This window comes from Gloeotrichia echinulata CP02, from assembly GCA_038087035.1.
Lineage (GTDB): Bacteria > Cyanobacteriota > Cyanobacteriia > Cyanobacteriales > Nostocaceae > Gloeotrichia > Gloeotrichia echinulata.
In genome coordinates this window covers 1,132,681-1,146,761 of record CP051187.1, presented here as the reverse complement: position 1 = coordinate 1,146,761, position 14,081 = coordinate 1,132,681, and the positions used below count along the sequence as shown (strand labels likewise).

Here is a 14,081-nt window from a genome sequence, read left to right as displayed (position 1 = left end):
ACACCAACTCTGAGGAGAACTGAAAAAGCGGCAAAATTGGCGATTTTAGTGGTACTTCTTAAAGGCTAGGGTCACATTATGACCGCCAAACCCAAAAGAATTGGATAGTGCCACTTCGATTGTTTGAGCGCGGCTAACGTGGGGAACGTAATCCAGGTCACATTCTGGATCGGGATTTTCTAGATTAATTGTTGGTGGTATTTCGTCATTGGCGATCGCCAATACCGTCGCCACTGCTTCAATGCCTCCAGAACCGCCCAACAGATGGCCTGTCATCGATTTAGTTGAGCTAATTGCCACCTTATAGGCATATTCGCCCAAAGCTTTTTTCATCGCGGCTGTTTCCGTCGAATCATTAGCTGGGGTGCTGGTGCCATGAGCATTGATGTAACTTACCATTTCTGGGGTGAGTCCGCCATCCTTGAGGGCTAATTGTATGGCTCTGGCTGCTCCTAAACCACCGGGGACTGGGGACGTAATATGATAGGCATCACAGGTCATCCCATAGCCGACGATTTCCGCATAAATGCGTGCGCCGCGACTTTTGGCGTATTCTAGTTCTTCGAGAATCAAAATTCCCGCCCCTTCACCCATGACAAATCCATCGCGTTTGTGGTCAAACGGACGGCAAGCATTGGCGGGGTTATTGCTTTTTGAAAGTGCCTTAGCTGCGGCAAACCCAGCCACTCCCAAGGGGGTAATCGCTGCCTCACATCCGCCGCAAATCATCGCTTGGGCATACCCCCATTGAATCTGGCGAAACGCATCTCCAATGGCATTAGAACCAGCGGCGCAAGCAGTCACAGAGCAAGAATTAGGTCCCATTGCACCAGTGTGAATTGCTGTCAACCCCGCTGCCATATTGGCGATCATCATCGGTATCATGAACGGACTACAGCGATCAGGACCCCGATTGAGGTAGATAGTTTGCTGGTCTTCTAAAACCTTAAGACCACCAATGCCAGAACCAATGATCACACCCACCTGTTCGGCATTTAATTCATCGATTTTTAACTGCGCGTCAGATAGAGCCTGTTTTGCCGCCGCCACCCCAAATTGAGAAAACCGATCCATGCGCTTGGCTTCTTTCGGCTCCATGTGATCGTGTGGATTGAAGTTTTTTACTTCACCAGCAATGCGGCAATCATGCTTAGACGCATCAAAAGCCGTGATGTAGTCAATGCCATTGCTTCCACTCAACAATCCTTTCCAATATTGCGCTGGTGTGTTGCCAATCGGTGTAATCGCGCCAACACCAGTTACAACAACGCGTTTACGTTTATAATCTGTCATGACTTAGTTTCAAGATGGCGAGAAAGTTGCAAATAAAGGTATGAGTGCTGAGTGGTGAGTAGTGACCTGGGAGGAAGATCGGGAGAAAGAGTTGACTCTTAACTCCTCAGAACTCAGCACGGGCTACGCCCCGCTACGCCCCGCTACGCTAACAGCACGGGCTAAACGCCCCGCTACCGTTAACAGCACTTCCTTAAGATGATGCACCAACTTGCTTGTGGATGTAATCCACTGCGTCTTGAACTGATGCAATCTTTTCAGCGGCTTCATCGGGAATTTCGATCTCAAATTCTTCTTCCAAAGCCATGACTAATTCAACAGTATCCAGGGAATCAGCCCCTAGGTCTTCCATAAAAACTGACTCTGGTGTGATCTTTTCAGCCTCAACACTCAGTTGTTCGGCAACGATTGCCTTGACTCTTTCAAAAGTTTCCGTTTGGCTCATAGATAAAAGTCCTTAACCAATTGCTATAATTTGCTCGTCATCAGAGTCTTCGCGCCGTGGAAACCCCTGCATTCATGTATGGGGGTAAGGCGCGTTTGCGTATTTATTCGCTGTCCCCCTTTCGGGGTTGGATAAGTAGAGGAGTAGTACTTATCCACTTCCCTGTATGCCGGGAATTGCCTTGCTACTCCAGTAAAGTGAGCTTCTCCCAAGGGGAGACGCTGCGCGAACGACAATGTTAGAGGTCGGTAACTATCCAAACGACACTGGTTTAACCCCGTTAAGCCTGTTTAATCGTCCGGTTCTAGAGCAAGGAACTAGCTACGCATTCCTTGGTAGGTCTTTAACGCTTGCCTCTAACGTAGTTCAGTTAAGAACTTAGTCTGGTCAGATTAGGGCTTTTTTTCAAGCCCCCGCCTAAAGGCGTGGGGTTTCTGACGAGCTACATCGTTTTGAGCATATACATCTTATCGGAAAGCGCGATCACATACACTGGATATATGTTGCTGTTTTGCAATTCTTACTAATTTTTTTTTACAAAGCCCTAGTCAAAATCGACCACTTTGCCAGCGACACTAGCAAAGGATGATAAAACAGTTATTGTTCAGGGGATCAGCCCTAACCCACACATACTTATATGCTATCTCAACCGCTAAAATACGCTTACTTTCCTGGTTGTGTTGCCCAGGGTGCTTGTCGGGAGCTTTATCTCTCAACCCAAGCACTCACCCAAGCACTTGGCATTCAACTCGTTGAGTTAAAAAAAGCTGCTTGTTGTGGTTCAGGCACCTTCAAAGAAGATTCTCAATTGCTGGAAGATACGGTCAATGCTAGAAATATCGCCTTAGCAGAAGAATTAAATTTGCCTCTGCTGACCCATTGCAGCACTTGTCAAGGTGTGATTGGTCATGTGGATGAACGCCTCAAAGAATGTCAGACTTCAAATCCAGCATACATTGATCAGGTGAATGGTTTATTAAATAAACAAGGCTGTTCACCTTATCGCGGCAGTACCGAGGTTAAACATCTCCTTTATGCTCTGGTTACAGATTACGGTTTAGAAGAAATCACAAAACGTGTCCAGCGCCAGTTGACTGGACTAAAATGCGCGGCTTTTTATGGATGCTATCTCCTCCGTGCCCAAAAGTCCATGCCCTATGATGACCCCTTCCAACCAGAAGCAATGGAAAATGTGTTTCGGGCGGTGGGCGCAACGCCAATTTATTATCGCGGTCGCACCCAATGTTGTGGTTGGCCTCTGTCTAGCTATGCCACTACCCAATCTTTCCAAATGGCGGGGACTCATATTCAAGAAGCAATGGCCGCTGATGCTGATTGTTTGGTCACTCCTTGTCCTCTGTGCCATTTAAATTTAGATTCTCGTCAGCCAGAGGTCGAAAAGGTGATTGGACAGAAGCTAGGTTTGCCAGTCTTGCATTTACCCCAGTTGATTGCTTTAGCCCTAGGAGTTAGTCCAGAAGCACTCGGTTTAGAACGCCACATCGTTTCCACTAAGCCAGTGTTGGCAAAATTAGGATTTTAGGGGAATAGGGCCTCGGCTCTTCCTCCCCCAATACTGCGTAGGTTTTGCAGGGGAAGCAGGGGAAGCCAAAATGCCCCCCTGCTCCCATTTCTCCCCCTGCTCCCTCTGTTCACTTCACGATGATCTCACTTTTTCGCGTTGCTCCCCCTAGGGATGGAGTTTCCCGCCGACTTCCAATGAAGACTTACTTCCTAAGCGCAAAAATTGCTATATAGCGTTTCTCGCCCTAGTGAGGTACATCGGTAAGGGCACGGCAGTGCCGTGCCCCTACATCGCGTGATACAATTTTGTACCTCATCTGAATAGGAAGTGCTATACACTAAAGTTATAGTAAGTTAATAAATATTATATATATACTTATGAAGTATCCATTTCCGGGAATGAATCCCTATTTAGAAAATCCTGATTTATGGTCAGAGGTACACCATAGATTAATTACAGCGATCGCTATTGCTATATCTCCTACTTTACGTCCTAAATATCGAGTGGCAATTGAAAAACGTACCTACAGAATGAGTAATGAAGATGCTATCTTAATCGGTATTCCTGATTTAGCCATTTTATCAGCAAAACAAAAGGAACAACAATTAAATAGTAATAAAACAGCAATAGCAACTTTACCCACTGACACAGCAAATAAATCTATTACTGTCACCTTACCATTACCTTTAGAAATCAAAGAAGGATATTTAGAAATTAGAGAAGTGTCTACTGGTAAAGTAATAACAGTAGTTGAAGTGCTTTCTCCTACCAATAAACGCACAAAGGCAGGAAGGAAATCTTATTTAGATAAAAGAGAAAAAATATTACAAAGTGATACTAATTTAGTAGAAATTGATTTAATCAGGAATGGCGATCAAATGCCAATTATCACAAATATTCCTGATACAGACTATCGGATTTTAGTCGTCAGGTCAGATTGCTTACCCTCGGCTCAATTATTCGCTTTTAGCGTGAGAGAAGCTATCCCTAATTCTACTATTCCTTTAGCACAGCAAGAACAGGAAATAGAATTAAATTTACAGAACTTACTATTAGAAATATATGAGCAAGCCGGATTTGATTTGACCTTACCCGAATTTCTCACCACATCTCAATAATTAAATAAGTAATGAGTAATGAGTAATGAGTAATGAGTAATGAGTAATGAATCTTACTTCTTACTTATTACTCATTACTCATTACTTCGCCCGTGAGGTTCGCGCTTTGGGAGAGTTCAATCTGCCAAGTTCAATCCCTTCTCTCCTTGTGAGAAATGCGGGCTTAGATTATCATCTACCTCCTGTACCAGAGTTATTGGTAAAAGATAGAGAATGGATGGATAGATTATTGAAAGAACAAGGTATAAGACAGGATGATGATGACAATGTTTAATAATTTTTCACTACTCTCTTATCTGCTACATAAAATCTGGACAAATCCAGACATTACTTGACGTTTCAACGGGAGCATGGGAGCAGTTATGGCTCTTCCGTACTTAGCGTGCTGAATTTGTTAAAAAATAAGTTTGAAACCCTTGCCTGGCTCCGATAAAAGCCATTATTTTTTGTATTTGAGCTACTGTTACTAAAAATCAAATTATAAACGCCTATAAGCCTTGTTATTAAAGCAATTTAATCGACTTTCATTAATAATTAAGCACGCTATACACGCAAGAGCCATTTTCTTGAAACATGTGGTGACAGAGCCAATCGAGCGCGTAGGGTCTGCACCATTCCTGTGGACGGTTTTTGGTGCGGTTTGTCAATAAATGTCCGTGGAAGTCCGGCAAATACCTGACTAGAAGATTACTCCCCCAATCCCCAATCCCCAATCCCCAATCCCCAATCCCTAATCCCTAATCCCCAATCCCCATTACTTCTGCCCTATTTGACGCTGCAATTCTTTTAAAGATTTGTACATTTCTGGCAGACGACTATAAATAGCAGCTACCTTGAGGTATAATTTGTAGGGAATCGCCGGAGAACCAGAAACAATATCTCCGGGTGCGACATCACTGTGAATTCCGGATTGAGCAGATGCGATCGCCCCATCGCCAATTTTTACCTGGTTGGCTATTCCTGTTTGTCCGGCTAAAATTACCCGATTCCCAACTTTTACGCCTCCAGCCATGCCTGACTGACCTGCTATAGCACAGCCAGTACCTATTTGGCTACCGTGACCTATTTGTACTAAATTATCAATTACTGTATCGCGACCTACCCTGGTTTCGCCGACGGCTGGGCGGTCAATGGCAGTGTTAGAGCCTACTTCTACCCTATCTTCTAAGACAGTGTAACCAGATTGTTCCATTTTAAACCAACCAGCGCTGGTAGGAACAAAGCCAAAACCTTCGGCACCGATGACAGCACCGCTATGAATGACGCAATCTACACCGATGCGGGTACGTTCGTGGATGGTGCAGTTGGCGTGTAAGGTGGTGCGATCGCCTATTTTGGCATGGGGATATATTACCACATTCGGATGAATAATTGCCCCATCGCCAATTTCTACCCCTGGCTGAATCACAACATGGGGACCAATATAAACATCGTTACCAATTTTGGCCGTGGGGTGAATCACGGCGGTAGGATGAATTTCTGGTGTTGGGCGATATGGTTGGTAGAAGAGTTTCACCGCTTTGGCGAATAGAAGTTTCGGGTCTTTTGCCGCCAACCAGATAATACCTCGTGCTTGGGCTTGCTCTTGTAATGTTTTGTCTTGGGGTAAAATTAACGCACTAGCATTAGTCTTGCCCACCCAAGACCCAAATTTCGCACCTTCTACGTAACTAATAGCGCCTTGAGTCGCTTCATCAATGGCTGCTACTCCTGTGATTTCTGGGTCGTGGTCTTGGTTGCTGGTGAAGCTATGGTCGGTAACTGTGTCGCCAAATTGGCTGAGGATTTCGCTAAATTTCATTGTTGTGCTTTCAGAACTCATCGACAAAGGCAAGATTATGTCAGCATTATGTTCTATGCTTCTGAGATCAATGATACAGAATTAGGTATTTTGTTCAGGATGGGGACTAAGGCGAATATCACTCCATCAGTAGGCAATACTGCGTAGGTTTGGCAAATCAAAATGGCTAAAGCCCATTGAAATATCGTTATCTATGGTGATCAAAAATGGCAAAACCTACCCAGTATTGCATCCGTAGGGGCGCAAGGCCTTGCGCCCAGATCCTATGGGTTAGCGCTGCCAATTTTTATACACTTTAGTTGGCGCTAAGGGCGGACGGGAAGGGCGCAAGGCTTGCGAACCTACGGGAATATTCTATGCAATAAGTGTTATGTGGGTAGTTTACTCTTCAATGTACAATCCCTTGAGATTGCTCTCCATTCCTAGATAACGTAAAGCAATGTCAGGATTTTGATGATGTCTGTCATGATTGATTGTTGATTGAATCACACTCTTACCAAAAATTAGCTCTCCCCATATAATGAGATTACTGGGAATTTTGGCTCTTCCGTACTTAGCGTGCTGAATTTGTTAAAAAATAAGTTTGAAACCCTTGCCTGGCTCCGATAAAAGCCATTATTTTTTGTATTTGAGCTACTGTTACTAAAAATCAAATTATAAACGCCTATAAGCCTTGTTATTAAAGCAATTTAATCGACTTTCATTAATAATTAAGCACGCTATACACGCAAGAGCCAAACTTTGGCGCTTTTGGGGTCAATGCGTAGTAATTTGTAAGCGGCGTGTTTTTCACCGATGCCTAAAAAACTGATGATATTGTGTAATAACTTATCTGCATCTCGGTGCTTGAAGATTAGCCAGTATTGATTATCAACGCCTTTGATTGGGTTCTGAAGGGGTAGGTAGTAGGGGCGTTGTTTGCGGATAATATCTTGTATGGCTTGTTCAAGCATAGCCTGGGAGTGGGGTAAGGGGAATGGGAGAGAGGGGAATTCAACGGTTATAATTACCGGAAGACCCATTCCGGTAATTATAACCGTGAAATCACGATACTTTATGTATCTAAATGCTGCGAGTCAAATCCAAGATGACAGCGAAAAGCTTCTTACCTGTTGAATTCGCAAAAAGTCACTATCTCTAGAAACAACAGTTAGATTATTTTGCAGTGCAATAGCAGCTATCCAAATGTCATTTTCATCAAAACCTAAATCAGTGACTTTAGTTTTTCGCCGCTTGTTTTTATCTTTGGGTGCAAATTGATTAAATAAAGCGGCTTTTAGTTGACCGTAAATAGTAGCAGTAGATGCATCAATGTTATAGATATAGATACATTGAATAAAGTGATGAATGAGGGCTAAGTTCTCTTCTTTTCTTTGAGAACGTTCTGCCATATCTACCAGTTCTCCTTGAACAATGACGCAGGTTGTAATTAGACTGTTTTCTACTTCTGCGATGCGCCGAAGTAGATTTTCATCACCCAAAATAGCAGCGCTACAATGATTTGTATCCAATAGGTACATTATTCAAAGGGGTTATCATAATCAAATTTTGCTTTACCACGGCTAGCAATCACTAGCTTGAGACATTCTTCTAAATCATCACCTTGCCATTTTCCAATGGTTTTGAGATGTTCTAGGAGTGAACGTCCTGTGGAATTTACTGGAGAATGAGTAGCAGATTCTGGGGCTGATGGCGTAGGCTGTGTTTCAGTTTCTTTTGTTTTGAGAAAGCGTAAAAAGTCTAGGGTTTCAGCCAGAATTGTATCTGGGCTGGATTCAATTTCTTGTAGCAGTTGTTCTTTGATTGTCATGGTAGGTGGCTCATTTATTGTTATTGTTGTAATATCTCAATTATTTTCACTATGACTTCTTCTAGCTTTTCTGGCATGAGTTGACCTGCTTTGTAGAGAATGATTGATTCATCAGCTGTAAACAAGCGATTAGGTCGGATATTACTAATTTGATTGAGTCCACCTGTGCTAAAGTCGCTATTGTCAATGTTAATAGCATATTCATCGCTCACTGTTTGACTGGTAATTTGACACAGAATCAGGTCATTACCTCGAAGATTAGCAACAACTACAGCAGGTCTACGTTTAGCTTGGGTCAAGTCGGAGAAAGGAAACGGGACAATAACAACATCACCTTTTACAAATTTTGCCATGCTTCCTCTTCTTCAGGTTTCAGCCAATCTTTTTGTAGTGAAGATTCACTTAAGAGGGTTATTTCTAATTTCTCTTGTTGGCGCTTATTCTGCAAAAACTGAATAAAATCCAACACTTCTTGTAAGAGAGGTTCCGGTACTTTTTCAATTTCTTGTAGCAGTTGTTCTTTGATTGTCATGGTAAGTATCTCAATTACAATTTGATGTATTAATTATGGATGGCTATCTTTACATGATTGTGCTTTCTTCATTGTATCGGAAAGCCTGGTATCGCTTGATCAATTTTATCCATTAATTTAATTGTCTCTTGCAACGCTACGACAATTCCCTGGTAGTGCTGAATATCTTCATCACTTAACTGTCTACCCTTTCTATCTTTCAGCCATTTTTGACAGACTTGGTAGCCTCCCACGTAGAAGTTCCACACTGATTCTGGTACGCCTGTAAATTTATCTCCTTTTCTGTTGATGATGACAGCACCATTAGTATATTTTGGGTGTCCAGCATCGACTATTTGATTACCGTTGTTTTTGACAAATTGGGTAATTGGGTTATTTAATTTTGGCGATTTCATGAGGTGGAGTGCTACTAATTCTTCGCCATATTCTGCAAGTTGGGTGAAGAGTTGATTGTTGCTGGTGAGGGGTACGCGGGGGAAGTCGATTTTGAGAAATTCGGCGTAGCGGGTGCGGTAGGTGGGTGAGTGGAAGATGGCGTAGATGTAGTAAAAGATGGTTTCTGGTGTGGGGGTGTAGCCGAGTTTTGCGGTGATATCTTTGAGGAATGCGGGGGAAAGGTTGGGGCGAACTGGTTCTTCTAATTCTTTAGGATTGCTTGGGTTGGGGTAGAGATAGAGAGGAAAAAGATAGTTTATTTCTTTAGTTTTATTAGATACGACGCAGCTCTCAATAATAGAGTTTGTTACCCCACATAAACTCCAGTCACTCTGTTGTGAATGTTGACGACAGGAGATTAAACCTAAATTCTCTCCAGCCAGCATATGACGCATAACTTCACCACGCGGCATACAATGGAAACCTCTAGATTTACCAGTGTAATAAGTGTAACGAATATCAAACGGGCGATATAATATAGGTGCAAGTAATTCTCTAAAAGGTTTAGATTCTTTAGTTGCTAAATAAGGATGGCTTCTTAAATCTTTCTGAGCTAATTCAACCTTCCAGTCTCGTGCATCTTCACCCAATCGATACTTTAATCGTGCTGTTTCTGGCAGTAAATCGGCAAAATCAATTACAGTTTTCCAAATTTCTTCTCTACTCCATTGGATAGTTAATTCATCACGAGCAGTAACTATTCCAACACTATTAACTGGAAAAATATCTGTTACCTTCCATCCCGGTTCATACTCTGCAAGTAAATCAGTATTTTGTCGAAAAAATAAATAAAATGGAGCTTGTGGATTTAGCTGAATCCACTCTGTTGTATCTATACTATTAGAATTTAACCAACCATATTTATTATCACGTAAACCATACAAATCAGTATGATAAATATTAGCTGCTTGCTTTTTATCATTCTGTCGCTTAACAAAAATACTAATTGCTACACCTTGCTGAATATCAAAAACGTTCTCATCTTTTGAACCATCTGGTGATTGCTCTTTCTTTTTACTATTACCATGCAAATCTAAAATATAAATATCGTCAAATGTTGCCATCAAACTTTGACGCATCCCACGAAAAGTAGGGTTATCAAGAAAACCGTGGTTAGTAATAAAAGCTAAAATTCCATAACCAGTTTGTTCAATTCGCCATTGAGCAAAGCGAATAAACTTTACATAATCATCGTTTAACCATTTAGGATTTTTCTCACCAAGTGGTTTACCATCCACTTCAAAATAATTGCTAGTTACCTTTTCGGTGATTGTATCTTTACCCTTGAGAAGACTACTAATCCAAGTGCCATTATTAGCAGAATGACCAGAATAAGGAGGATTACCCATCACCACCATTACTGGTGCTTCCTGCTTAATTTTATTAGCAGCATCCGCCTCATCTCGAATCCAATTATCAAATTCATCAGCAGGCGGTATTTGAAATGCTTCTTGTAATGTATTGCTGAGGTAAACTCGTAACCGTGGCTCTTGCGTGTATAGCGTGCTTAATTATTAATGAAAGTCGATTAAATTGCTTTAATAACAAGGCTTATAGGCGTTTATAATTTGATTTTTAGTAACAGTAGCTCAAATACAAAAAATAATGGCTTTTATCGGAGCCAGGCAAGGGTTTCAAACTTATTTTTTAACAAATTCAGCACGCTAAGTACGGAAGAGCCGCATCTTTCGAGTTGCCGCATGGCGATTTTTGAAGGTTGATTTCGACCTTTTTACCAACGGTTTATGGTCGCAAATGTCACCCCCAAATGTGCGGCAAATTCCTCTTGAGTTAGTCCTGTTAATTTGCGTAATTACCGAATAAAATTACCTGCTTCCGGCTGCTTAATCGAAAGAGGTTTTTTGATATTCATTTGTTGAAGTTTATAACTCACCACGGGAGAGGTGATAAGTGATATAACAAGTTACATAATATTTATTTTGAGCAACCAATGCCCTCAGTAATATCATCATAAATATCATCAGAAAATTATCAAAATTAATGAAAGTGTTGTGTATTTTTTTATTAAAATAATTGACCCTCCGAATTTTAGATTTTGGATACTTCTCTACGTTCCCTACGGGACGCTACGCGTAAGCGGAGCTATGTCGTAGACAGAGGCTACGCCTAGCTTGCTTCCACGTAGTGGTACGACAAGCTCAGTACAAGTTTTGGATTTTAGATTTTTGGGGTACGAGCAAGACCCCTCATCAGTTAACTGGGTTGGTACACCTTAAGAGCGGTAGTCCTAGATACTTCCTATCGCCTGACCGGCTAAATATGCAGTTGTCCAAGCACTTTGGAAATTAAACCCACCGGTAACGCCATCAATATCTAAGATTTCGCCAGCAAAGTACAAACCAGGAACTAACTTGCTTTCCATAGTCTTGAAGTTGACTTCTTTGAGGTTAACACCGCCACAGGTGACAAATTCTTCTTTGAAGGCGCCTTTACCGCTGATGGCGTATTCTCCTTGTGTGAGTTCTTGTACTAGCTGATTTAATGTTTTGTTAGATATTTCTGCCCAGCGGTCTTCTGTGGTAATATTGATGCGGGCGATAATATATTGCCAGAGACGGTGGGGTAAATCAACGCCACGATGCAAGGCAATGGGTCGCTTTCCCCATTCACTTTTGATTGTTAAGATTTTTTGCCGGACTTGTTCAGGCTGTAAATCGGGCAGCCAATTAATGAATAATGTAGCTTGATAGCGGCTTTCATTTAAGACTCTAGCACCCCAAGCCGAAAGCTTGAGGACTGCAGGACCACTTAAACCCCAGTGGGTCATCAGCAAAGGGCCTGTTTGTTCTAATTGGGATTTTGGGCCTACAGACAAGCGCAAGTTTACGGGGTTAACACTAACTCCAGCTAAAGCTCGCAACTTAGGATCGTCCATGTTGAAGGTAAATAAAGAGGGGACAGGCGGTTGAATGTGATGTCCTAAGTCTTGGGCTATTTTATAACCCGCAAGGCTGCTTCCTGTCGCTAATAATAAGCGATCGCCAATTTGCGTTTCTCCCGATTTCAGGTTAATCTCAAACTGAGTGTTGAGTGGTCTTTTAACTGAAACAACAGGTGTGCCAATCCGCAGTTTTACCCCAGCCGTAGCTGCAGCTTTAATCAGACATTCGACAATTGTTTCTGAACTATCGGTAATGGGAAACATCCGACCATCGGCTTCAGTTTTCAGCTTGACTCCGTGGGCTGCAAACCAAGCTACTGTATCTTGAGGTTGAAAGCGCGTAAATGCACCCTGTAAAGCTTTACTACCTCTGGGGTAATTTTGCACTAACCCATCAACTTCAAAGCAAGCGTGGGTGACATTACAGCGTCCCCCACCAGAAATCAGCACTTTCGCCAGTGGTTGACGACTGGCTTCCAATAAAGTAACCTCGGCTTGAGGATGAATTTCGGCAGAGGCGATCGCGCCAAAAAATCCCCCAGCCCCACCACCAATAACTACAATACGTAACGGTTGCAAAAATCTCAAACCCCAAATATGTCTTTGTCGTTATACTTGCTGTTTGTATTTTAACCAATAAGGGACTAGCAAAAAATAAATTACCCAATAATCGTCTCTGATTTTAGCCTAGAGGCGATCGCATTTTGGCAAACAGAATGAGGCAGGGGTTGTTTGTGAATGATTGCGGAATAAACAGAAGTGAGCTGTTGGGCGATCGCACTCCAAGAATATTGGTGTTTTACCAGATGTTTCCCATTCTCAGCTAGCTGTTGTCTTTGATTGGGAGATTGGAGCAATTGAGCGATCGCCTGAGCCAATGGTTCAACTTCACCCTCAACAACCAACCCAGCTTCAGCCGCTGCTACTTCAGGAGCAATTTGAATTCCTGGAGTTATAATAACGGGTAGTCCAGCTGCCATAGCCTCAGCGACTGCTATACCGAAGTTCTCGGAAAAAGAGGGTAAAACAAACATATCTGACCCTTGTAGCAGCAAGTCTTTATCTTCCCCGATCACAAAACCAGCAAAGGAAATTTGCTGGGTGATACCAAGGGATGCTGCTAAGTTTTTCAGTTCAGTTTCGTACTCTGCTTCCCCAGAACCGGCGATGATGAGGTGAAAATCATGGTTTTGTTCTACAAGGCGATGAAGAGCCATCAGTAGTAAATCTGGGCGTTTTTTGTAGTGAAGACGCGATAAGAATAATACCACAGGTGTTTCTGAGGAAATGCCGTATATCTGCCGTAGTTTTTGTTTCGCATCGGCTAAAAAATCAGGTGGATTTACCCCTAGAGGTAGGGTAAACAGGGGGGTATTCACTTGAAAATTTCGCACATCTTCGGCTTCACCAGTACTTGTACAGTGAATGGCGGCTGCATGATTGAGATTATGACGCTCAATCAGCCAACTGTAGATTTGTTTTTTCTGGCAACTTTGAGCTAGCGCCCAAGGTGAAAGTTGACCCATTGTATGAACTAAATAGGGAATTTTTTGCCTACGAGCGATCGCCGCAGCACAGGTAGGAGCATAGGAGAAAAGATAGTGAGTTTCTACTAGGTGATAATTCCTCATATGTTGCCAAAACCAAGGTGCTAACTCAGCCGAAAAAATATAGTCTTTCATCCGGTGAGAAATCCGAGGAAAAAACCAGATAGGCACTTGCTGATATTCAATTCGCTGACGAAGAGGGACATCTAAAAAATTATTTCCATCATCATTGGTAGTAACAATCTCAACATCTACTCCTAGCTGGCGCGTGGCTCTGACCAGATTCAAAACAACTTCAGTCGGTCCGCCCATAGTAGGGCTAATTGAGGGGATGACTTGTAAGACCTTCATCTGTTTTTTAGTTAATGTTTATGTTCTGCTCAATTTCTCTAGATAGATGGGTCATCATCTACATTTTTAATGGACAAAACGTGATAAATTTCCGCATTTGTGGCGGTAATTGAGACTAGTCTTGATTACAGTTACAAAATCAAAATGCATCCTGGGAAAATTTATCCGTTTTTTTTATTTCTCCCACTCCTTATATTGCTTTGACGCTGTTTGTCAAATCAAAACAAATCACTAAAATGACCCACAAAAATTTAGAAACCCGACTTCTTATAGAAATCGGGTTTCTGGAGATTGCGAATTTTTACAGATGATGTATAACTAC

General features: G+C 42.2%; 14 protein-coding genes and 1 pseudogene. 3 read left to right on the top strand and 12 right to left on the bottom strand.

The window, feature by feature from the left end:
• Positions 1–45: 45 nt before the first annotated feature.
• Positions 46–1,293 (bottom strand): beta-ketoacyl-ACP synthase II, encoded by a 1,248-nt coding sequence (gene fabF / locus HEQ19_05240; protein ID WYL99010.1) that lies wholly within the window; start codon positions 1,291–1,293, stop codon positions 46–48.
• 193 nt (positions 1,294–1,486) lie between these two features.
• Entirely contained in the window at positions 1,487–1,738 is a 252-nt protein-coding gene (gene acpP, locus HEQ19_05235) for an acyl carrier protein (protein WYL99009.1), read from the bottom strand.
• A 637-nt stretch (positions 1,739–2,375) separates the two neighbouring features.
• Here acpP and HEQ19_05230 point away from each other — a divergent pair.
• The 3 genes from HEQ19_05230 to HEQ19_05220 all read left to right on the top strand — a co-directional run bounded on the left by HEQ19_05230 (position 2,376) and on the right by HEQ19_05220 (position 4,655).
• Positions 2,376–3,281, top strand: coding sequence for a CoB--CoM heterodisulfide reductase iron-sulfur subunit B family protein (locus tag HEQ19_05230; protein WYL99008.1), 906 nt, complete (start codon positions 2,376–2,378; stop codon positions 3,279–3,281).
• Between the two features lie 359 nt (positions 3,282–3,640).
• The gene (locus tag HEQ19_05225; GenBank protein ID WYL99007.1) at positions 3,641–4,381 is read left to right on the top strand and encodes a DUF4058 family protein; all 741 of its coding nucleotides are present in this window, start codon (positions 3,641–3,643) and stop codon (positions 4,379–4,381) included.
• 46 nt (positions 4,382–4,427) lie between these two features.
• Positions 4,428–4,655 (top strand): hypothetical protein, encoded by a 228-nt coding sequence (locus HEQ19_05220; GenBank protein WYL98093.1) that lies wholly within the window; start codon positions 4,428–4,430, stop codon positions 4,653–4,655.
• A 480-nt stretch (positions 4,656–5,135) separates the two neighbouring features.
• Here the strand turns inward: HEQ19_05220 and lpxD are convergent, their stop codons facing one another.
• From lpxD to HEQ19_05170, 10 genes and pseudogenes are all read right to left on the bottom strand, one after another.
• Positions 5,136–6,182, bottom strand: a complete 1,047-nt coding sequence (lpxD, locus tag HEQ19_05215) for a UDP-3-O-(3-hydroxymyristoyl)glucosamine N-acyltransferase (protein WYL99006.1) — start codon at positions 6,180–6,182, stop codon at positions 5,136–5,138.
• 719 nt (positions 6,183–6,901) lie between these two features.
• A complete protein-coding gene (locus tag HEQ19_05210; GenBank protein WZI67115.1) occupies positions 6,902–7,135 on the bottom strand; it encodes a hypothetical protein in 234 nt (77 codons plus the stop codon).
• Between the two features lie 123 nt (positions 7,136–7,258).
• A complete protein-coding gene (locus HEQ19_05205; GenBank protein WYL99005.1) occupies positions 7,259–7,702 on the bottom strand; it encodes a PIN domain-containing protein in 444 nt (147 codons plus the stop codon).
• Positions 7,702–7,992: a DUF2281 domain-containing protein gene (locus HEQ19_05200; GenBank protein WYL99004.1), complete on the bottom strand. Its 291-nt coding sequence runs from the start codon at positions 7,990–7,992 to the stop codon at positions 7,702–7,704. Before HEQ19_05200 ends, HEQ19_05205 begins: the two co-directional genes overlap by 1 nt.
• A 20-nt stretch (positions 7,993–8,012) precedes the next feature.
• Positions 8,013–8,345 (bottom strand): type II toxin-antitoxin system PemK/MazF family toxin, encoded by a 333-nt coding sequence (locus HEQ19_05195; protein ID WYL99003.1) that lies wholly within the window; start codon positions 8,343–8,345, stop codon positions 8,013–8,015.
• Positions 8,330–8,524, bottom strand: a complete 195-nt coding sequence (locus HEQ19_05190) for a DUF2281 domain-containing protein (protein WYL99002.1) — start codon at positions 8,522–8,524, stop codon at positions 8,330–8,332. The genes HEQ19_05195 and HEQ19_05190 overlap by 16 nt, the downstream gene beginning before the upstream one ends.
• A 68-nt stretch (positions 8,525–8,592) precedes the next feature.
• Positions 8,593–10,308, bottom strand: a complete 1,716-nt coding sequence (locus HEQ19_05185) for a type ISP restriction/modification enzyme (protein WYM03265.2) — start codon at positions 10,306–10,308, stop codon at positions 8,593–8,595.
• Between the two features lie 383 nt (positions 10,309–10,691).
• A pseudogene (locus tag HEQ19_30690) lies at positions 10,692–10,760 on the bottom strand (helix-turn-helix transcriptional regulator).
• 447 nt (positions 10,761–11,207) lie between these two features.
• A complete protein-coding gene (locus HEQ19_05175; protein ID WYL99001.1) occupies positions 11,208–12,440 on the bottom strand; it encodes an NAD(P)/FAD-dependent oxidoreductase in 1,233 nt (410 codons plus the stop codon).
• 80 nt (positions 12,441–12,520) lie between these two features.
• Complete coding sequence (locus HEQ19_05170; protein WYL99000.1) at positions 12,521–13,759, bottom strand: glycosyltransferase; 1,239 nt, start codon at positions 13,757–13,759, stop codon at positions 12,521–12,523.
• Positions 13,760–14,081 lie beyond the last annotated feature (322 nt).

Bases quoted from the DNA above. Each gene is read 5' to 3' on its own strand.
- fabF (WYL99010.1), bottom strand. From the start codon at position 1,293: ATGACAGATTATAAACGTAAACGCGTTGTTGTAACTGGTGTTGGCGCG.
- acpP (WYL99009.1), bottom strand. From the start codon at position 1,738: ATGAGCCAAACGGAAACTTTTGAAAGAGTCAAGGCAATCGTTGCCGAA.
- HEQ19_05230 (WYL99008.1), top strand. From the start codon at position 2,376: ATGCTATCTCAACCGCTAAAATACGCTTACTTTCCTGGTTGTGTTGCC.
- HEQ19_05225 (WYL99007.1), top strand. From the start codon at position 3,641: ATGAAGTATCCATTTCCGGGAATGAATCCCTATTTAGAAAATCCTGAT.
- HEQ19_05220 (WYL98093.1), top strand. From the start codon at position 4,428: ATGAATCTTACTTCTTACTTATTACTCATTACTCATTACTTCGCCCGT.
- lpxD (WYL99006.1), bottom strand. From the start codon at position 6,182: ATGAAATTTAGCGAAATCCTCAGCCAATTTGGCGACACAGTTACCGAC.
- HEQ19_05210 (WZI67115.1), bottom strand. From the start codon at position 7,135: ATGCTTGAACAAGCCATACAAGATATTATCCGCAAACAACGCCCCTAC.
- HEQ19_05205 (WYL99005.1), bottom strand. From the start codon at position 7,702: ATGTACCTATTGGATACAAATCATTGTAGCGCTGCTATTTTGGGTGAT.
- HEQ19_05200 (WYL99004.1), bottom strand. From the start codon at position 7,992: ATGACAATCAAAGAACAACTGCTACAAGAAATTGAATCCAGCCCAGAT.
- HEQ19_05195 (WYL99003.1), bottom strand. From the start codon at position 8,345: ATGGCAAAATTTGTAAAAGGTGATGTTGTTATTGTCCCGTTTCCTTTC.
- HEQ19_05190 (WYL99002.1), bottom strand. From the start codon at position 8,524: ATGACAATCAAAGAACAACTGCTACAAGAAATTGAAAAAGTACCGGAA.
- HEQ19_05185 (WYM03265.2), bottom strand. From the start codon at position 10,308: ATGGGTAATCCTCCTTATTCTGGTCATTCTGCTAATAATGGCACTTGG.
- HEQ19_05170 (WYL99000.1), bottom strand. From the start codon at position 13,759: ATGAAGGTCTTACAAGTCATCCCCTCAATTAGCCCTACTATGGGCGGA.